The sequence below is a fragment of the Xanthomonas sp. AC360 genome (assembly GCF_979258225.1).
Genome location: NZ_OZ409846.1, coordinates 5,077,512 through 5,097,369 on the forward strand (window position 1 = coordinate 5,077,512; position 19,858 = coordinate 5,097,369).

General features: G+C 64.9%; 14 protein-coding genes and 1 other RNA gene. 13 read left to right on the forward strand and 2 right to left on the reverse strand.

The annotated features are described in order from the left end of the window. Positions 1-35 precede the first annotated feature (35 nt). The 7 genes from pqqB to ACZZ0O_RS21825 all read left to right on the forward strand — a co-directional run bounded on the left by pqqB (position 36) and on the right by ACZZ0O_RS21825 (position 7,150). Positions 36-935 (forward strand): pyrroloquinoline quinone biosynthesis protein PqqB, encoded by a 900-nt coding sequence (gene pqqB / locus ACZZ0O_RS21795; RefSeq protein ID WP_463591826.1) that lies wholly within the window; start codon positions 36-38, stop codon positions 933-935. Then, a complete protein-coding gene (gene pqqC, locus ACZZ0O_RS21800; RefSeq protein ID WP_463591827.1) occupies positions 932-1,684 on the forward strand; it encodes a pyrroloquinoline-quinone synthase PqqC in 753 nt (250 codons plus the stop codon). Before pqqB ends, pqqC begins: the two co-directional genes overlap by 4 nt. Next, positions 1,681-1,959, forward strand: a complete 279-nt coding sequence (pqqD, locus tag ACZZ0O_RS21805; protein ID WP_238151831.1) for a pyrroloquinoline quinone biosynthesis peptide chaperone PqqD — start codon at positions 1,681-1,683, stop codon at positions 1,957-1,959. The genes pqqC and pqqD overlap by 4 nt, the downstream gene beginning before the upstream one ends. After that, a complete protein-coding gene (pqqE, locus tag ACZZ0O_RS21810; RefSeq protein ID WP_463591828.1) occupies positions 1,956-3,083 on the forward strand; it encodes a pyrroloquinoline quinone biosynthesis protein PqqE in 1,128 nt (375 codons plus the stop codon). Before pqqD ends, pqqE begins: the two co-directional genes overlap by 4 nt. 63 nt (positions 3,084-3,146) lie before the next feature. Further along, positions 3,147-3,659: a hypothetical protein gene (locus tag ACZZ0O_RS21815; protein WP_463591829.1), complete on the forward strand. Its 513-nt coding sequence runs from the start codon at positions 3,147-3,149 to the stop codon at positions 3,657-3,659. Between the two features lie 481 nt (positions 3,660-4,140). Next, a complete protein-coding gene (locus ACZZ0O_RS21820) occupies positions 4,141-5,631 on the forward strand; it encodes a PhoPQ-activated pathogenicity-related family protein (RefSeq protein WP_463591830.1) in 1,491 nt (496 codons plus the stop codon). Positions 5,632-6,115: 484 nt separating this feature from the next. Next, positions 6,116-7,150 (forward strand): glucokinase family protein, encoded by a 1,035-nt coding sequence (locus ACZZ0O_RS21825; protein WP_463591831.1) that lies wholly within the window; start codon positions 6,116-6,118, stop codon positions 7,148-7,150. A gap of 43 nt (positions 7,151-7,193) precedes the next feature. Here ACZZ0O_RS21825 and ACZZ0O_RS21830 read toward each other — a convergent pair. Then, a non-coding RNA gene (locus ACZZ0O_RS21830) (sX9 sRNA) lies at positions 7,194-7,270 on the reverse strand. Between the two features lie 126 nt (positions 7,271-7,396). On the opposite strand from ACZZ0O_RS21830, the gene ACZZ0O_RS21835 reads away from it, so the two are divergent. Then, positions 7,397-10,033, forward strand: coding sequence for a TonB-dependent receptor (locus ACZZ0O_RS21835; protein ID WP_463591832.1), 2,637 nt, complete (start codon positions 7,397-7,399; stop codon positions 10,031-10,033). Positions 10,034-10,323: 290 nt separating this feature from the next. Here ACZZ0O_RS21835 and hrpA read toward each other — a convergent pair whose 3' ends face one another. Next, positions 10,324-14,436 (reverse strand): ATP-dependent RNA helicase HrpA, encoded by a 4,113-nt coding sequence (hrpA, locus tag ACZZ0O_RS21840; protein WP_463591833.1) that lies wholly within the window; start codon positions 14,434-14,436, stop codon positions 10,324-10,326. Between the two features lie 105 nt (positions 14,437-14,541). Between hrpA and ACZZ0O_RS21845 the strand changes: the two genes are divergently transcribed. The 5 genes from ACZZ0O_RS21845 (at position 14,542) to ACZZ0O_RS21865 (ending at position 19,479) form a co-directional block, all read left to right on the forward strand. Then, positions 14,542-15,090 (forward strand): Dps family protein, encoded by a 549-nt coding sequence (locus ACZZ0O_RS21845; RefSeq protein WP_055849144.1) that lies wholly within the window; start codon positions 14,542-14,544, stop codon positions 15,088-15,090. A gap of 573 nt (positions 15,091-15,663) precedes the next feature. Beyond that, complete coding sequence (recQ, locus tag ACZZ0O_RS21850) at positions 15,664-17,460, forward strand: DNA helicase RecQ (protein WP_055849142.1); 1,797 nt, start codon at positions 15,664-15,666, stop codon at positions 17,458-17,460. 137 nt (positions 17,461-17,597) lie between these two features. Further along, positions 17,598-18,080 carry a hypothetical protein gene (locus ACZZ0O_RS21855; RefSeq protein WP_055849139.1) on the forward strand — a complete coding sequence of 161 codons (483 nt, stop codon included), beginning with the start codon at positions 17,598-17,600 and terminating at the stop codon, positions 18,078-18,080. 78 nt (positions 18,081-18,158) lie between these two features. Beyond that, positions 18,159-18,563: a response regulator gene (locus ACZZ0O_RS21860; protein ID WP_055849136.1), complete on the forward strand. Its 405-nt coding sequence runs from the start codon at positions 18,159-18,161 to the stop codon at positions 18,561-18,563. Between the two features lie 157 nt (positions 18,564-18,720). Then, positions 18,721-19,479: a hypothetical protein gene (locus tag ACZZ0O_RS21865; RefSeq protein ID WP_463591834.1), complete on the forward strand. Its 759-nt coding sequence runs from the start codon at positions 18,721-18,723 to the stop codon at positions 19,477-19,479. The last annotated feature ends 379 nt before the right edge of the window (positions 19,480-19,858 follow it).

A 19,858-nucleotide genomic window follows, 5' to 3' on the forward strand; every position in this document is an offset into this window, starting at 1 on the left:
ACCGGCAACTGCCGGCAGAGTAGGTAACAGTTTCCATGCGCATCATCGTTTTGGGATCGGCGGCCGGCGGTGGGCACCCGCAGTGGAATTGCCATACACCCGCTAGCCAGCGGGCCTGGCAACAAGCAGACGGTGCCCAACGTCGTACCCAAGCCAGTATCGCGGTCAGTGCCGACGGCGAGCGTTGGGTCCTGATCAATGCGTCCCCCGATTTCCGTCAGCAGATTCTCGCTACATCTGCGCTATGGCCGCAGCACGGCCTGCGCCATTCGCCGATCGAAGCGGTGCTGCTGACCAGTGGCGAGATCGACCATATCGCCGGATTGTTGTCGATGCGAGAAAGCCAGGCCTTCTCGTTGCATGCCAGCAGCCGCGTGCTGGACCTGCTGGCACAAAACCCCATCTTCGACGCGGTGAATCCAAACTACGTGACGCGCCAGCCATTTGCGCTGGACACGCCGGTGTCGCTGCTCGGCCTGCAGCTGACGCCCTTCTCGGTGCCGGGCAAGGTGCCGCTGTTCATGGAATCGCGCAGCGGCGGCGATCTGGCCGGCTCCAACGAAGAAACCCTCGGGCTCACCATCGACGATGGCCAGCACCGCATGCACTACATCCCCGGCTGCGCGGCGATGACCGATGCACTGCGCGCGCGCCTGCAAGGAGCCGAATTGGTCTTTTTCGACGGCACGCTGTGGCGAGACGACGAGATGGTGCAACTTGGCATCAGCCAGAAGACCGGCCAGCGCATGGGCCACATGAGTATCGATGGCCCCGACGGCACCATCGCTGCCTTTGCCTCGCTGGATGTGGCACGCAAGCTTTTCATCCATCTCAACACCACCAATCCCGTGCTCGACATCCACTCGCCGGAGTACGCCAGTGCGCGTGACAGCGGCTGGGACGTTGCCCACGACGGCCTGGAGATCACGCTGTGACCGCCCTGCTCACTCCCGACCAACTGGAAGCGGACCTGCGCGCGATCGGCGCACGCCTGTATCACGACCAGCACCCATTTCATGCGCTGCTGCACCACGGCAAGCTCGATCGCGGCCAGGTGCAGGCCTGGGCGCTGAATCGCTTCGAATACCAGCGCTGCATTCCGCTGAAAGATGCGGCGATCCTGGCGCGCATGGAAGACCCGGCGCTGCGGCGAATCTGGCGCCAGCGCATCCTCGACCACGACGGCAATAGCGCCACCGATGGCGGCATCGCACGTTGGCTGCATCTGACCGACGCGCTGGGCCTGGATCGCGGCCTGGTCGAATCCGGGCGCGCCTTGCTGCCCGGCACGCGGTTTGCGGTGCAGGCGTATCTGCACTTCGTCCGCGAAAAAAGCCTGCTCGAGGCGATTGCCTCCTCGCTCACCGAACTGTTCGCGCCCAACATCATCGGCCAGCGCGTGGCCGGCATGCTCAAGCACTACGACTTCGTATCGTCCGAGGCGCTGGCGTACTTCGAGCATCGCCTGACCGAGGCGCCGCGCGATTCGGATTTCGCGCTCGAGTACGTCAAGCAGCATGCCGATACGGTCGAAAAACAGCAGCTGGTCAAGGCCGCGCTGCATTTCAAATGTTCGGTGTTGTGGGCGCAGCTGGATGCCTTGCACGTGGCCTATGTCACGCCAGGCATTGTGTGGCCGGACGCGTTCGTGCCCGCCCGCGACGCCCGCCGGGCCGCTGCGTGAGCGAGATTACCCGCGAGAGTCAGCCGGCACTGCGCGCAGGCGTGCGTCTGCAGCACGACCGCACACGCGACCAGTGGGTGCTGCTTGCGCCCGAACGCGTTGTCGAACTCGACGAGATCGCCCAGGTGGTGGCACAGCGCTTCGATGGCGCGCGTTCGCTGGCGCAAATTGCGCAGGAATTGGCGGCAGAGTTCGATGCCGACGCCGCCGAGATCGAAGTGGATGTGATCGAACTCACCACCACCCTGCACCAGAAACGTCTGTTGCGGCTATGAACACTGCACCGCCACCGCTGTCGGTCCTGCTGGAGCTGACCCATCGCTGCCCGCTGGCATGCCCGTATTGCTCCAACCCGATTGCACTGGCGGCACTACGCGAAGAAATGGATACCGCCGGCTGGCGCTCGCTGCTGCAGCAGGCCGCCGACATGGGGGTGCTGCAGGCGCATTTTTCCGGCGGCGAACCGATGTTGCGCAAGGATCTGCCCGAGCTGGTGGCGCATGCGCGTGAGCTCGGGCTGTACAGCAACCTGATCACCTCCGGCGTGGCCGGCGGCGAACCGATGCTGGACCAACTGCAAGCCGCCGGACTGGAGCATGTGCAGCTGAGCGTGCAAGACGTCGACCCGGCCGGCGCCGACCGCATCGCCGGGTATCGCAATAGCCTGTCGAAAAAGCGCGATTTTGCCGCGGCTGTGCGTGCACGCGGCCTGCCGCTCACGCTCAACGCGGTGCTGCACCGGCACAACGCCGACCGCGTGCCCGGCATGATTGCGCTGGCGCTGGAATGGCAGGCCGAGCGCATCGAAGTGGCGCACACCCAGTACTACGGCTGGGGCCTGCGCAATCGTGCTGCGCTGATGCCCAGCCGCGAGCAGCTGATGGACACCATTTCTGCGGTGGAAACCGCGCGGCGCGAGCTCGGCGACCGTCTGGCGATCGACTTCGTCACCCCCGACTACTACGCGCGCCTGCCAAAGCCCTGCATGGGTGGCTGGGGTCAGCGCTTCGTCAATATCTCTCCGCGCGGCGACGTGCTGCCCTGCCACGCGGCCGAAACCATCGACGGCATGCGCTTCGACAACCTGCGCGAGCGCTCGCTGGCCGATATCTGGAACAACGGCGAGGCGTTCGTGCGGTTTCGCGGTACCGCCTGGATGCCCGAGGTTTGCCAGGAGTGTCCTAAACGCGAGATCGATTGGGGCGGTTGCCGCTGCCAGGCGCTGGCGCTCAGCGGCGATGCCGCCACGCTGGACCCCGTCTGCGAACGCTCGCCCGACCATGCGCAGGTGCGCGCGATTGCCGACACCGAGGCGGCTGCGTCGCCGCCGGAATTCATCTATCGCCGCCCCGCCCGCTCCGCGCAGGCGCCATCGGCCACTGCCGACCGCGTGGACTGACCGGCGTCGGCTGGCACGGCACAGCGTCTACACTAGCCACCTCTTCCCTGTCGGATGGCTTCCATGTTGCTCGTGCGCCGCATTCCCCTGCTGGTCTGCCTGTCTCTTGCATTGACCGCCACCCCGGCCCTGGCGCAGCGCGCAGTCCACGGCGATCTGCAGTCGCAGATGAGCGCCGAACAGTTCAAGGCCGCCGGCCTGGACAAGCTCGATGCCAGCGAACTGGCCGCGCTCAACGACTGGCTGCAGGGCAAGGTCGCCAAGGAAGCCGCCGTCGTGGTCGAACAAGCCAAGGAAGCCGGCCGCCAGGAAATCATCGTCAAGAACCGTGGTTTCTTCGACTTCGGCAGCAAGGAGCCGATCGAGAGCAACATCGTCGGCGAGTTCAAGGGCTTCTCCAAAGGCCGCGTCTATACGCTGGCCAATGGTCAGGAATGGGAACAAACCGATGTGGCCAGCCTCTCCGGCGTGCGCAAGGAGGCTCCCAAGGTCAAGATCAAGCCCGGCCTGGTCGGCGTGTGGTATCTGCAGATCGAGGGGTACAACACCCCGGCCAAGGTGCGGCGGATCAAGTAAGCGCGGCCAACAAAACGACTGCGCTCGCCGTCAGGCGGGCGTAGCCGGTGCTCGGTGCGGCAAGGGCCAGTCGTACGCTTTGGTGCTGAGTACGCCGTCAATGCATCGCTGACGACCGCTCGCTGCGTTTTTTAGCCCCCTCCAAGTGTTAGCCCGTACAAGCAGTGCGGATGGCGGAAAGGTGCTGCAGAAGCAAAGAAAAGCAGCCCCCTCGCCGGCGCGTGCGGATGTGCGATGAAGACTGGCCGGCACTGCCCAATCGCATGCAAGCGCGCTTCTGCGGAAAGTTAACGAATCAATGCAGCGGCCTCTGTTCGCCGACAAGCTTGACTTCGTTTTCGCCGGCATCTGGTGTGGGCACTGCAAAGGATGGATGCGTCCTACGTGCCAGACTGGCCACCGACAAGGCTTGATCTGCGCATCTGGCGCGGGCCGGGCCCTTGATCGCGCTGGCTCCCAGCGCCGCTGACGGAGAATGCCGATGCGCCTGATGACACGCTGCGGGATTGCATTGCTGGCCTTGATCGCAGGGCCAGTACTGGCGTCCACTGCTAACGAACGCTGCGCCACCGCGCCCGAGGTCGGGTTTGATAAGGCCCTGATCTGCTATCGCGATGCAGTAGAACAGCAGCCGCTGGTCTACACGCGAGGGGCCACCAGCCGCATCGCCGGTGTCGAGCGGCGCGAATACCTGTTGACCTCGCAGACATGGTCGCCTGAAGGGCTCGTCACCCCGGCCACCTGGCAGCATGACGTGGCGATGTATGTGCCCGCCGATGCGCTGCCGACGCGCGCGTTATTGATCTCCACCAATGGCACGCGTCATCCGGTTGCCGGCAGTGCGGCGCAGCCGGCCAGCGAGTTGCCGCCGGAAGCGCTGGCGGCGCTGGCGCAACGCAGCCGCACCGTGGTCATCGCGCTGAGCGACATCCCCAATCAGGCGCTGCAGTATCAGGGCGATGCCGCCCCGCGCCGCGAGGACGACAGCGTCGCCTACAGTTGGTCGCTGTTTCTGCAATCGCCGCAGCAGCGCAAGACCATGCCACTGCATGTACCGATGGCCGCGGCGATCGCGCGCACCATGAGTCTGGCCGAGCGCGAGTTGGCACCGCTGCAGATCCATCGCTTCATTCTTGCCGGTGCGTCCAAGCGCGGCTGGGCCAGCTGGCACGCCACCATCGCCGACCCACGCGTGGACGCTGTGGTGCCGTTCGTGATCGACATCCTCAACATGCCGGCCGTGCTGGACCACATGTATCGGGCATACGGTGGCAACTGGCCGATTGCATTCAACGCCTATGCGAAGCAGGGAATCACCGCGCAACTGCAGACCCCGGCGTTCGCGCAACTGGTGCAACTGCAGGACCCGCTGAGTTATCTGCACACGCCCTACCGCAAGCGCTTTAGGGTGCCCAAGTACATCGTCAACGCCAGCGGCGATGATTTTTTCCTGCCAGACAACACGCAGTTCTTCTACGACGCGCTGCCTGGCAGCAAAGCATTACGCATGGTGCCCAACAGCGCGCACAACGGCATCCGCACATCGATCGTCGATAGCTTGGTGCCGTTTATTGCGCGGCTGCAGCAGCAGCGCTCGCTCCCCAATGTGAGCGACACGTTGCGCGCAGGCGACGCACTGCACATTCGCTTCCGCTCGTCGGAACGACCGACGCAAGTGCGGCTGTGGGCGGCCACCAATCCGCAGGCGCGCGACTTCCGCTATGCCTGCGGCATCCGCTACCACGCCACCCCGATTGCGCTTGCACGCGGCAACAGCGTCTCGGTGCCGGTGCAGATTCCAGATGCCGGTTGGAGCGCCTATTTCGTCGAAGCCACCTATGCGGATGGATTCGTCGCTACCAGCCAGACCTATGTGCTTGGCAAGCAGCAATATCCCTCTACAGCACCGCCCACCGACAATGCCGCGTGCAGCACGTTGCCCGGCATTGCGAGTCGCGCTGCTGCGGGTTGAACGGTAATTGCTGTTGCAGTGAGCGCGGGCAACGCATCGCGCGGCGCGCCGTTCGCCGTTCGCCGTTCGCCGTTCGCCATCTTTCATAGCCCACCTTGATCCGCAAACGGCAGTGATGCTGCGTGACGTTGGGCATGCCAATGGCTTCGGCTTCACCAGACAGTAGTTCGCGATGTCGTGTAGCACCCCCAAATAAGACAGGTGGTCGATGGACTCGCACCTCACTGGCTCCGCATGCATCCGCACCAGCTGAGCACGCCTGCACACCGTCACCGCGCCAACTGCAAACGTACCGACTGCACCGTCTTGTCCACTTTGCGCAATGAAGTCCGCATAGAACCGGTCCATAGGGCGGTTTTTGCACTTGAGCCTGCCAACAAGATCGATCCAACCCGACTGGACCATTGACATCGTTGTCACCAACTTCTAAACAGGCCGCTACGCGCTGATGGCATCGGCTGATCAGACGGACTAAGGACTGCATGTGGCTGCGACTTCGCGTTCTGCTCACGCTTCTGCCACGCCTGCTGCTCCTGCGGCCACCGGCTTTATCGCGGCCGATGTCGGCGGCACGCATGTGCGTCTTGGCCACGTGCTGCAGGCAGAGGGCGCAGCGATTGCGCTTGCCCACTACCGCACCTATCGCTGCGGCGACTACGCCAGCCTTGACGCCATCCTGGCCGACTTCCTGCCGCAGGTGAGCCGTGTCGAGACAGTCGTGATCGCCAGCGCGGGCGTTGCGCTGGACGACGGCAGCTTCATCAGCAATAACCTGCCATGGAGCATCTCGCCCAACCGCCTGCGCGCCGCGTTGGAACTGCGCAACGTGCATCTGGTCAACGACTTCGAAGCGGTCGCCTATGCGGCGCCGCAGATGGAAGCGCGTGCGGTGCTGCAACTGAGCGGCCCCACGCCGCGGCATGCACGCAGCGCCGGGCCAATGCTGGTGGTCGGCCCCGGTACCGGATTGGGCGCGGCGGTGTGGATCGATGCCAAGCCGCGCCCCATCGTGCTGGCGACCGAAGCAGGCCAGGTCGCATTGGCCAGCACGCACGCGCACGAACAGCAGTTGCTGCGCATCCTGCTGCGCGACCAACACTATCTGCCGCTCGAGCACGTGTTGTCCGGCCCTGGACTGTTGCGGCTGTATGCCGCGGTGTGTGCGCTGCACGGTTCGCCGCAACGTCATCAGCAGCCTGCGGCAATCACGCATGCGGCATTGCATGAAGACGACGCACTGGCGCGCGAAACCCTGCACGTGTTCTGCGCCCTACTCGGCCACGCCGTCGGTGACATGGCGCTGGCCTACGGCGCTGCCGGCGGCATCTATCTGGCCGGCGGCATCCTGCCGACGATCGGACACTTTCTGGCGTCCAGCACGTTCGGCGCGCGTTTTCTGGACAAGGGCAACATGCGCGCGGTGCTCGAACGCATCCCGGTCAAGCTGGTCGAGCACGGGCAGCTGGGCGTGCTCGGTGCGGCCAATTGGTATCTGCAACGCCACGCTGACGTGTCGTAAGCGTTCCACCGCGCGTTTTCCCGAACGTGCGGTTACTAAAAGTGGCTAACAAAACGTAGCGAGCAGTCGTCAGGTGGGTGTGGACGGCGCGCTCAGAACCGGAGTGTACGAGGGGTACATGCCGATTCCGAGCACCGGCCGCGCCCGCCTGGCAGCTGCACAGTAGTTTTGTTAGCCACTTTCAGCCCCCGCATCCGGCGAGCCACGGCCCGCCATCCATCCCTGTGCGTGATGAGGAGAGACATCATGAAATACAGCACCACCCTGCTGTGCAGTGCGATTGCGTTGTCGTTGGCGGTCACCGCGCAAGCCCAGGAGAGCCCTGGCCAGCAAGCCACCGAGCTGGACGCCGTCCAGGTGGTCGGCATCCGTGCCAGCCTGGAAAAATCGCTGGACACCAAACGTAACAACACCGGCATTTCCGAAGCGATCACTGCCGAGGACATCGGCAAGTTTCCCAGCACCAATGTAGCCGAAGCGCTATCGCAGATTCCCGGCGTCACCTTGGACCGACGCTTCGGCCAGGGCGAGCGCGTCAGCATCGACGGCACCGACCCCAGCTTGAATCTGTCGTTCCTGGATGGCCACCCGGTGGCGCAGGCGATCTGGTTATACGGCGAACAGCCCAGCCGCGGATTCGACTACACCTTGCTGGCGCCGCAGATCCTGGGCCGCGTGGAGATCCTCAAGTCTTCCGAAGCGCGACTGACCGAAGGCAGCCTCGGCGGTACGGTGCTGATGCACACGCGCCAACCGCTGGATCTGAAAGCCAACGAGATCGCCGGCTCCATCGGCTACAGCTACAGCGACCAGGCCAGCAAGGGCAATCCCAATGCGGCCCTGCTCTATAGCTGGAAAAATCCCGCAGAAACCTTCGGCATTGCCGTGTCCGCGCAGCACTACGAAGAACGCGTGGACCGCCGTGGCATGGAAGTATTCGGCTATGCGCCTGCCAGCACCTTCGCCAACGCCGCAGGCACGGTTCCGGCCGATGCAGACGTACCCAACTCGATCAACGCTGCGTGGTTTCAGCAGGACCGCGAGCGCGACAGCGCAGTGGTCAACCTGCAACTCAAACCCAGCGACGCGTTGGAATTCAATCTGAGCGGCGTGTACATCAACGAGAAGTTCGACAACTACAACCAGTCGATGTACAGCTTTTTGACCTGGAATGCCGGCACGGTGGCCGCGGTGGACCAGCTCGGCGATATGCGCAACGGCGTAGTGACAAGCGGCCATTCCAGCGCCAACGCCGATCCGCTTGGCGGCACGGTGATCTACGACAACAACGTGCGCGAATCGGAAGTCACCACCAAAGGCCTGGATCTGCGCGGCGCGTTCCGCGGCGATGGCTGGGGTGTGAAGGGACAGGTGGGACAGAGCAAATCCGAAAACAGGGATCTGTCGCAATACTTCATCGAGCCGTTCTACAACGGCGGCTTCCGTTGGGACACGCGCCGCGGCATCCAGTTCGACGACCCTGCGCGCGCACGCGACCCGGTCAATTGGGGCTCTGCCGGTGGCTGGTTCGGCAACAACGGCATCTTCTCCACCGAGAGCAAGGACACCTACGGCCAACTGGATCTGGATGTGCAGTTCGATGGCGTGTTCAACCAGTTACTGCTGGGCGTGCGTCATGGCAAACATGAGGAACGTTTCGAGCTCAACGTCTACGGCGGAGTGACCCCTGGCACATTGGCCGATGTCGGCACGATCGGTCTGACCGACCTGCAGGACTTTTATCCCGACCACGGCCAGCACGTGCAGGCCGGGCGCAACAATGTGCTGAACTGGATCCGTAACAGCCCGGTCGATTACAACGCGCCGGATCCGGCCAGTTATCTCAACAACAGCTGGGCGCTGGAGCAGACCAATAACGCGGCCTACGCGCAGTTGAATTTCTCCGGCGGCGGTCTGCGCGGCAATCTGGGCGTGCGCTATGTGGACTCCAAGACCGAAGGCAGCGGCTTTGTCTATAGCGGCACACCGTCGCTGACCAACGCCGACAGCCTGTGGCAGACGCGTACCCGCAAAGAGGACTTTCTGCTGCCGTCGCTGACCGTGTCCTACGACACCAGCGCGGACTGGGTGTTCCGCTTCGCGGCGGCCAAGGTGATCGCCTGGGCGCCCTACAACCAGATGGTCAACAACACCTTCCTCAACGACACCACGCTGACCGGCAGCGGCGGCAACGCCGAGTTGTCACCGTACGAATCGTGGAATTTCAATCTCTCGGCAGAGTATTACTTCGCGCAGCAATCGGTGGTGGCGTGGTCGGTGTTCTACAAAAAGATCGACAACTACATCGACACCAGTGCCAGCGTGGAACGTCAATACAACGCGCTGCGCGATACCGCACCGCAGAGCTGGGCGCAATTGCTCGGCAGCAACGGCTGTACCGCCGACGGCTACTGCGACTACAGCGTGCAGCGGCCGCGCAATGCCGGCGACGGCAAGGTCAAGGGCTTCAACCTCTCGTTCCAGCAACCCTTTGGCGACAGCGGCTTTGGCCTGACCGCCAACTACACCTACGCCAACGGCGAAAACAACACCGGCGATGCGCTGCCGTACCAGTCACGCAACAGCGTGGCCTTCAGCCCGTACTTTGAGAAAGGCCCGCTCAACGCGCGCCTGACCTACAACTGGCGCGACAGCTATCTCGCCGGCGGCTATGTAGCCGGTGCGGCGCCGGCCAGCGTGGACGACTACGCCGAACTCGGCGCCAGCATCGGCTATGCATTCAGCCCGAACTGGTCGCTGCAGATCGATGGGCAGAACCTGCTGGATGAAGAGTATCTGCAGTATCTCGGTGACAAGGACCATCTAGCCGGCCGCTACAAAAGCGGGCGACGCTATATGGCGAGCCTGCACGTGAAGTTCTGAGGCTGCGACGTTCTGAGGCTGGCGTCTTCGTGGGTGCGGCCACTGCCATGTGGCCGCACGCGCGGGGTGCGTTGGGTCTCTACACGTCTGGGCTGCTTGGCGATGCGTCGGGAGACGCTAAGCATCGCCCCTCCACGCAACATGATCTACACGCCGCTCATGGCGGTGCAGGCGACCGACATGCCATTGCGGCGGCCAAGCGCATGGCCCATCACCCGTCGCCAGGTAAGCGCGAACGGATCACGCTGCAGCGGACTGCAAGCAGCCGTACGCAATCCGCCGACAACTCATCAGCGCAACGCCGCCACCCGCTGCGACAATTTCTTCGCCGACACGCCGGACCTGGCGCCGAGCTCCTGCGCGAACACCGACACTCGCAACTCTTCCAGATCCCAGCGCAGCGCCTGCCAGTCGGCACGTTGCTGCAATCCACGCGCAGCCGCATCGCCCAACGCATCCACAAACGGCTTGAGCTCGAGCATGCGCGACTGATCGCGCGCCGGGTCGCGCTTGGCACGCTCGGTCCGCAGGATCATCGCCTTGAGATAGCGCGGATAATTGGCCAGCGCCTCTGCCGGTGTGTCACGCAGAAAGCCGGCATGCACCAGCGCGCGCAACTGCTGCTCCATGTCGTCAAGATTGCCGCGTGCCCAGCCCATCAGTGGCGCTTCCAGCAACGGTTTGAGCTCGGCCACGGCGCCCAGGATGCTCTCGGCCAATTTGAGCCGTTCCATCGCTTCGCCGAACAGGCGCTTGGTCGCATCGTCGCGGCGTTGCGCAAACGCACCCGGGTCGCGGATCGCGCCCAGCCCGTCGGCCAGCACCGCATTGAGCGCGGCATCGACCAGATCGCCACGCAGCCGCTCTTGCGATTCGATCGCTGCATACAGCAGACCGGTTTTGGGCGAGACCGGCAACTGTTTGCGCGCGTGTTTGATCTTGTCGGCCAACGCGATTTCCAGCAGGCGACGCACGCCGCGCGGATGCGCCTGCGCGGCGTCGTTGCGGTCGGCAAAGATGCGTAAGGCAGCATCGTCACCCTGATCCACCAGGGCCGGGTACGCCGGCACGCCAGCCTCGCCGGCGACCTGTTCGGGAATCGGCGTGGCGGGGAAATCGCGCAGCCCTTCCGCAGCCAACGCGCGCCCGGCACGCGCAGCAAACGCCTGCCCGGCGCGTTCGCCGAAGCGCGCACGCAGCCCGTCAAGATCGCGCGATTCGGCCAGCACCTTGCCATCGTCGTCGCGCAGACGCAGGTTCATCAGTAGATGCGTGTCCAGCGATTCTTCATCGAAATCCAGCGCCGCGACCTGCACACCGGTGGCCTTGGACAGAAAGCGCGCCAGCTCGCCACGGATATCGTCGGCCGACGGCAGGCTGTAGGCCTCGTAGAACGCACGCCCGAAATCCGGCGCTGGCACAAAATTGCGCCGCTGCACCTTGGGCAGGCTGCGGATCAGCGCCGATGCCTTGTCGGCGACAAAGCCGGGCGCCAGCCATGACAGGCGCGCCGGGTCCAGCGCATTGAGCAGGTGCAGCGGCACGTCCAGGGTGACGCCGTCATCGATCGCACCCGGCTCGAAGCGGTACTGCAACGGCAGCCGCGCATCGCCCAGCGGGAAATACTTCGGAAAGCGATCGGCTTCGCTGCCTTCGCCGGGCAGCAGATCGTTCAAGGTCCAGTGCAGGCCGCGGCGCTTGTCTGACGGCAAGGTTTTCCACCAGGCATCCAGGCCGCTGGCCGAATGCAGCTCGGCCGGAATGCGGTCCAGATACCAGCGCGCCTGCCAGCCTTCGTCGGCCACGATACCGGCACGGCGCAGCTTGGCCTCTTCCTCGCGCGCCTGTTCCAGCACCTTGAGGTTGTCGGCCACAAACGCCGCGCGCGTATTGATTTCGCCGGTCACCAGGGCTTGCCGCACGAACAGATCGTGCGCGGCGGCCGGGTCGATCTTGCCGAAATGCACCGGCTTCTTCGGCGCCAGCACCAGCCCGAACAGGCTGATCTGCTCCGAGGCCACCACCTGCCCCTGCGCGCGCGACCAATGCGGATCGAAATGCTTGCGTGCCAGCAGATGCGGCAACTCGGCGATGGCCCAATCCGGCTCGATCGCGGCGTTGGTCATGCCCCACACTTTTTGCGTGTCCAGCAAGGTGGCCGCAAGAATCCACGGCGGTGGCTTGCGCGCCAGTGCGGAACCCGGGAACGGCACGAACCGGCGTTGCCGCGCCGCCAGGAAATCGCCCTTTTCGGTGCGATGGCCGATCTGCGTGGGCAGGCCCGCCAACAGTGCGCGATGCAGCGATTGGTACGCGGCAGCGCGTTCGCGCTCGCTCGCTCGCGCCGAGCCTTCAGCGGCCTCGGCCTGTTTGTTCGATGCCGCCGCAGCGGATTGCGTCGGTGGCGCAGTCGGATCGGGTTTGCCTTCGCGCGCAAGACGCGCGGCGCGATGCAGCTGCCCGCGCGTCGGCCGGTTGGCGTTGTGACCATCCTCGCGCGCAGGCGCGCTGGCGCCCGCCAGCAGCGGCGCCAGCATCACGTTGGCCGGCTCTTCGCTCCAGCCGAGTTCTTCGCACAACAGGCGCAACTGCCGATGCAGCTCGCGCCACTCGCGCATGCGCAAAAAGCCCAGAAAATGCCGGTTGCACCAATCGCGCAACTTGGACTGGGTGAGGTCTTCGTGCACCTGCCGGTACGCATCCCACAGGCGCAGGATGCCGACGAATTCCGAGCGCGCATCGGCAAACAATGCATGCGCATTGTCGGCCGCCTCGCGCGCTTCCGGCGGGCGTTCGCGCGGGTCCTGGATGCCCAAAAACGCGGCGATGATGATCATCTCGCGCAGGCAGCCGTGCTGCTGCGCGGCCACCAGCATGCGCGCCAGCTTGACGTCTACCGGCAGGCGCGCCATCTGCCGTCCGATGGCGGTCAGACGGCGCTCGGCGTCGATCGCGCCCAGCTCCAGCAGCTGCTGCCACCCATCGGCCACCGCGCGCTCGTCGGGCGCTTCCAGAAACGGGAAGTCTTCGATCCGCCCCAGCCCGAGTTGCAGCATGCGCAGAATCACGCCCGACAACGACGCGCGCCGGATTTCCGGATCGGTAAACGCCGGCCGCGCGGCAAAGTCCGCTTCGGCATACAGCCGGTAGCAAATCCCTTCGGCGATTCGCCCGCAACGGCCCATGCGCTGATTGGCGCTGGCCTGCGAGATCGGCTCGATATGCAGGCGGTCCAGCTTCTGCCGCGGGCTGTAGCGCTTGACGCGCGCAAAGCCCGGATCCACCACATAGCGGATGCGTGGCACCGTCAACGAGGTTTCGGCCACGTTGGTGGCCAGCACCAGACGCCGGCGCGGGCCAGGATTGAACACGCGGTCCTGGTCGGCCGCCGACAGCCGCGCATACAGCGGCACCACTTCGGTCTCGCGGTATTTGCGCCGTTCCAGCGAATGATGCGCATCGCGGATCTCGCGCTCGCCCGGCAGGAACATCAGCACATCGCCACGTGGATCGATGCGGGTGATCTCGTCAATTGCCGCCACGATCGCATCGTTGACGCTGCGCTCGCCGTCGCGGCCGGCATCCTGCGAATCGTCGCCGCCGCTTTCGCCTTCGAGCGGGCGATAGCGCACTTCGACCGGAAAGGTCCGCCCTTCCACATTGATCACCGGCGCATTGTCGAAATGCTGCGCAAAGCGCTCGGTATCGATGGTCGCCGAGGTCACGATCAACTTGAGATCAGGGCGTTTTTTCAGCAGCTGCTTGAGGTAGCCGAGCAGGAAGTCGATGTTTAGGCTGCGCTCGTGCGCCTCGTCCACGATGATGGTGTCGTAGGCCGACAACCAGCGGTCGCTGGCGATCTCCGCCAGCAGGATGCCGTCGGTCATGAACTTGATGCGCGACTGCTCGCTCACCCGGTCGGTGAAGCGCACCTGGAAGCCCACCACGGTGCCCAACGGCGTCTTCAGCTCGTCGGCCACCCGCGCGGCCACCGCACGCGCGGCGATCCGGCGCGGCTGGGTGCAACCGATCATGCCTGCGGCACCGCGCCCGGCGGCCAGACACAGCTTGGGCAGCTGGGTGGTCTTGCCGGAGCCGGTTTCGCCAGCGATGACCACCACCTGGTGGTCGCGGATCAACCCGATGATGTGCTCGGCTTCGCGTGCGATCGGCAGTTGCGTGTCGAGCGTGATTGCCGGCTGTTGCTCGGCACGCGCCTGCCGCTGCGTCAGCGACGCCGCCAGCGCCTGCTCGAATGCGTCGCGCAGCTGCGGGTTGCCGGGTTTGCCCTGCCAGCGCGACCATAGGCCAAGCAGGCGGGCCCGGTCTCGGCTCATTGCGCCATCCACGGCGTGGCGGCGCTCACGCAGCAGCGTGGCAAGGTCGGTGTCGATAGCGCTCATTGATGGAAAAATGTGAAAGATTGAATGACGTTTGATCCTTTAGCCTGTCTATTGTGACGCCATATCTGTTCCATCAGACATCCACTTCCTCAGAAGGGCCATCCCATGTCCAAGAAAAAGAACGCCAACAAGCCCGTCGTCATCAACGATGCCCTGCCGGTCGCTGCCGCGTCGGCGCCGCATATCGATATCGGGATCAAGGACGGCGATCGCAAGAAGATCTCCGACGGCCTGGCCCGCTACATGGCTGACGCCTTCACGTTGTATCTGAAGACCCACAACTTCCATTGGAACGTCACCGGGTCGATGTTCAACTCGCTGCACACCATGTTCGAAACCCAGTACACCGAGCAGTGGGCCGCGCTGGACGAAGTGGCCGAGCGCATCCGCGCCCTGGGCTATAACGCACCGGGTTCCTACAGCGAGTTCGTCGCATTGACCTCGATTCCGGAAGAGCCGGGCCTGAGCGACAGCGCCGACTGGCGGGAGATGGTGCGCCAGCTGGTCAGCGGCAACGAAGCGCTCTGCCGCACCGCGCGCAAGGTACTGGGCACCGCCGACGACGCCGGCGACGACCCGACCGTGGACCTGCTGACCCAGCGTCTGCAGACCCACGAAAAGTACGCCTGGATGCTGCGCTCGCTGCTGCAGTAACCCCTTGGGCTTGGCCCCTGCGGGTTTGCCCAAGGTTCCGCTGCGCCGAAACCTTGGGCGCCTGCTTACTGCCTGCCACACCCCGCGCCTTACGCATCTCCACACCCCGCACCTTCGGCGCGCCCCCTGACTCAGGGGGTGCGGCCATCTCCGCTTCGCGGACATGTCCCCCAACGTTTGCTCTGCAAACGGCGGGCCCCGCTACGCATCTCCACACCCCGCGCCTTCGGCGCGCCCCCTGACTCAGGGGGTGCGGCCATCTCCGCTTCGCGGACATGTCCCCCAACGTTTGCTCTGCAAACGGCGGGCCCCGCTACGCATCTCCACACCCCGCGCCTTCGGCGCGCCCCCTGACTCAGGGGGCTCCGTGTGCTGTCAGTTGTTGAGCCCCTCTCCCTCCGGGAGAGGGGTTGGGGTGAGGGTACGGTGCGAAGCCTCATCCAGCTCAACCTCACAAGACCTCACACACCGCTGATCAACCGCCCTCACCTCGCGGCGTTCCCCGACCAGCCAGTACGCAACACTGCCGGCATGACACCGACCAGGGCTTGACCCGCACGGTATCCTAGCTGGATGTCTTCCCCCGCCCACGAACTGCTCAGCCGCGTCTTCGGTTACGACGACTTCCGCGGCCCGCAACAAGCCATTGTCGAACACGTCGCTGCCGGCAACGACGCCCTGGTACTGATGCCCACCGGCGGCGGCAAGTCACTGTGCTATCAGGTGCCAGCGCTGTTGCGCGACGGCATCGGCATCGTGGTGTCGCCATTGATCGCGCTGATGCAGGACCAGGTCGAAGCCCTGCGCCAGCTGGGCGTGCGCGCCGAATTCCTCAACTCCACGCTGGATGCGGAAAACGCGCAACGGGTCGAACGCGCCCTGCTGTCAGGCGATCTGGATCTGCTCTACGTCGCACCGGAGCGCCTGTTGACCCAGCGCTTCCTGTCGTTGCTGGAACGCAGCCGCATCGCGCTGTTCGCCATCGACGAAGCGCATTGCGTGTCGCAATGGGGCCACGACTTCCGCCCCGAATATCGCCAGCTCACCGTGCTGCACGAGCGCTGGCCGCACATCCCGCGCATGGCCTTGACCGCCACCGCCGACCCGCCCACCCAGCGCGAGATCGCCGAGCGCCTGGATCTGGTGGACGCACGCCACTTCGTCAGCTCCTTCGACCGCCCCAACATCCGCTACACCGTGGTGCAGAAGGACAACGCGCGCAAGCAGTTGCAGGAATTCCTCACCCGCCATCGTGGCTCGGCCGGCATCGTCTATGCGATGTCGCGGCGCAAGGTCGAAGAAACCGCCCAGCAGCTGTGCGCGCAAGGCTTCAACGCCCTGCCCTATCACGCTGGCCTGCCCGCCGAAGTGCGTGCGCAGAATCAGCGCCGTTTCCTGCGCGAGGACGGCATCATCATGACCGCCACGATTGCCTTTGGCATGGGGATCGACAAGCCGGACGTGCGCTTCGTGGCGCATGTGGACCTGCCTAAATCGCTGGAGGGCTACTACCAGGAAACCGGCCGCGCCGGCCGCGATGGCGACCCGGCCGAAGCGTGGCTCTGCTACGGCCTGGGCGATGTGGTGCTGCTCAAGCAGATGATCGAACAGGGCGAAGCGGCCGAGGAGCGCAAGCGTCTGGAACGCGCCAAGCTCGATCACCTCCTTGGCTACTGCGAATCCATGCAGTGCCGCCGCCAGGTACTGCTGGCCGGCTTCGGCGAGACCTATCCCAAACCCTGCGGTAATTGCGACAACTGCCTGACCCCGGCAGCGGCGTGGGACGCCACGGTGGCCTCGCAGAAAGCGCTGAGCTGCGTGTACCGCAGCGGGCAGCGCTTCGGTGTCGGTCACCTGCTCGACATCCTGCGCGGCAGCGAGAACGAGCGCATCAAACAGCTTGGCCACGATCAACTGAGCACCTACGGCATCGGCCGCGACCTGGACGAGCGCACCTGGCGCGGCGTGTTCCGCCAGCTGGTGGCGGCCAGCCTGCTGGAAGTCGACAGCGAGGGCCACGGCGGCCTGCGCCTGACCGACGCCAGCCGCCAGGTGCTCAAGGGCGAGCGCCAGGTGATGATGCGCCGCGAGAATCCGGCCGCCGGACGGGATCGCGGCGCGCAGCGCACCGGCCTGCCGGTGCAGCCGCAGGATCTGGTGTTGTTCAACGCGCTGCGCGGTTTGCGCGCGGAACTGGCCAAGGAACAGAACGTGCCGGCCTTCGTGATCTTCCACGACAGCACGCTGCGCAACATCGCCGAGCAACGGCCCACCAGCATCGATGCGTTATCGCGGGTCGGCGGCATCGGTGGCGGCAAACTGGCCCGCTATGGTGCGCAGCTGATCGAGATCGTGCGCGAGCAAGGCTGATGCAACAGCGTGTGTCAGCGCCATGCCTGTCTCGACACAACAATCGGCCGAATCGACAGCGCGCATTCAATCAGCCGTTGCTAGTTTCACAAGGCGAGCTGGCACGCGCTGCCAGTCATTCCTATAGAGTCCAACCGATGAAACGCAGCCTGCTTCTCCTGGCCACTCTATTTGCCGCCGGTGGCGCGCTCGCCCAGACCGGCGATGTCAGCGCCGAACCGGCCACCGCCCGCTCGCTGGACCTGAGCGTCCCCCAGGCACCTCTGCAATACCGCTCCGACCCGGAGTACAGCACCGACCCGCCCGGCACGTTTTACGGCGACAAGAGCGGCCCCCGCCCGGCGCTGGCACGCCCCAGCGCTGCATCGATCGCGGCCGAACGCGCCGAGCAATGCCAGGGCAAGCTGCATGGTGCGGTCGAGACCGGCATGGGCTATTCCAACCGCGGCGGCAACAGCAACTGGCAGGCGGTCAATCTGAACTCCTGCAAGACCTATTACGACGACGACGGCAAGGCGCATCAGATCGGTGTCAGCATCAGCGTCGGCCGCGGCGAAGGCCCGGTATTTGGCCCACGCTACGCACCCGGCGGTTATGGCCCCGGCCCGTTCGGCTGGTAACCATACGGCTCCGTCTGCGTTGACGGGGGGTTCACTGCCGCATCGCTGAAAATGTGGCTTGCCTTACGAGACGTGCTCATGTCACAGAACAAGGAACGGCCAGTTGTATTCGTCGTCGAAGACGGCGACGGCACCCGACAACTCAGCTGCCTTGTCCTGGAGAGTTACGGCTTTACCTGCCGCAGCGCCGGATCGGTCGAAGAAGCCCTGACCCTGATCGACAGCGACCCGCGCGTCGATGTGTTGTTTTCCGATATCCATTTCCCCGGCGGCCTGACCGGCGTGGATCTTGCGTTGAAGACCGCGTATGCGCCATACAACCTGCCCGTGCTGCTGACCTCCGGTCTGGCGGTGGAATACGTGGAAGAGATCCTGCCTGACGGCGTGGCCTTCCTGGAAAAGCCCTACACCCCCGAACAACTGCTCACCGCGATCCGCAGCGTGATGGCGAAACGCCGCGTGCTCGCCACCCCAGGCGTGTAACGCCGATGGCCGCAGCTGGACGGCGGCCCACAATCCCGGTATGAAATGCCAGCCGTCGCGCGATGCGGCGGCAACGGGGATTGATCACGACATAGCTGTGCCAAGGCCGCGGTGCAATGCCCGCCTGGTGCCGCTGTGCTTTACGCCAGGGGACAACATGAAACAGCTAGTGACCGCAGCCATTGCCATGGCTGCGTTGAGTGGTTGCGCAACGGTGATGAACGACGCGACCCAGCCGATACGCGTCGATACCAAGACCGCCGACGGCCAAACCGTCACCGGCGCCGACTGCGCCATCGGCAACGACAAAGGGCGCGTCACCCTGAAGTCCGGCCAGACCGCGCAGGTGCGCCGGTCCGCGCACGATCTGGAAGTCACCTGCGTGCTGCCCGGTCAGCGAGATGCGGCGGGCCGCTCCATCTCGCGCGCCAACATGGGCATCTGGGGCAACATCCTGATCGGCGGCGCAATCGGCGCCATCGTCGACCACAACAAGGGCACCGGCTACACCTACCCGAGCTGGATCCAGCTGGTGTTCGGGCAGACGCTGAGCTTCGACCGCCGTCGCGAGGAACGCGGGCAGCCACTGCAAGGCGAGACCGCGCAAGGCGGTGTAGTGGCGGCAAGCGGCCGCACCCATAGCGAAGCAGTGACAACGCCGCTGGCAAGCGATGTCCCCTCCGCTGCGCCTGCCCGCGTTGCGGCATCTCCCGGCGTCGCTGCGGCTCCGACGACGCCTGCAGGCCCGGCGATGTCGAGCGAATCGTCCATGGCACGCGCTCAAAGCATCAGCAGCGGTTTGAACTGTGGCCCGGTGCAGGCGGCTGGCCCCACCCGCTTCACTGCGACTTGCCAGAGTGGCAGCACGGTGCAGATCGATTGCGCCGGCTTCCGCTGCACGCCCGCCTTTCAGTGACCTCCGGCGCCTGCGCTCCGCTGCGAGCGCAGTCGCACCAGCATGGTTGTCGGGAACGCCCCGACAGCCTGTGGGCGCGCCCCCGATTTACGTGATGCGCGTCTCATTTAAACTGCAACCACCGGACGCGAGGCCTGTTGGGCCGCTCAACTCGCGGAGCGCTGAGCACGCCCCTGCCGGGACATTGCTGATGCAGACCTGTAGTGGCGCAGTGCTGTCTTGCATCGGGCGACGCATTCGTCAGAACGTTGCGACGCGATGAGCGCGCTCCGTTGGCTTTTCATCTGGTTGCCTGCGCGCGTCGTTTCCGTGTGCCAACAGTTGCGTCTGCTGATGGAGACGTGCACTCCACTGGATGTCGCGAAGCGCGTCCAGCGAT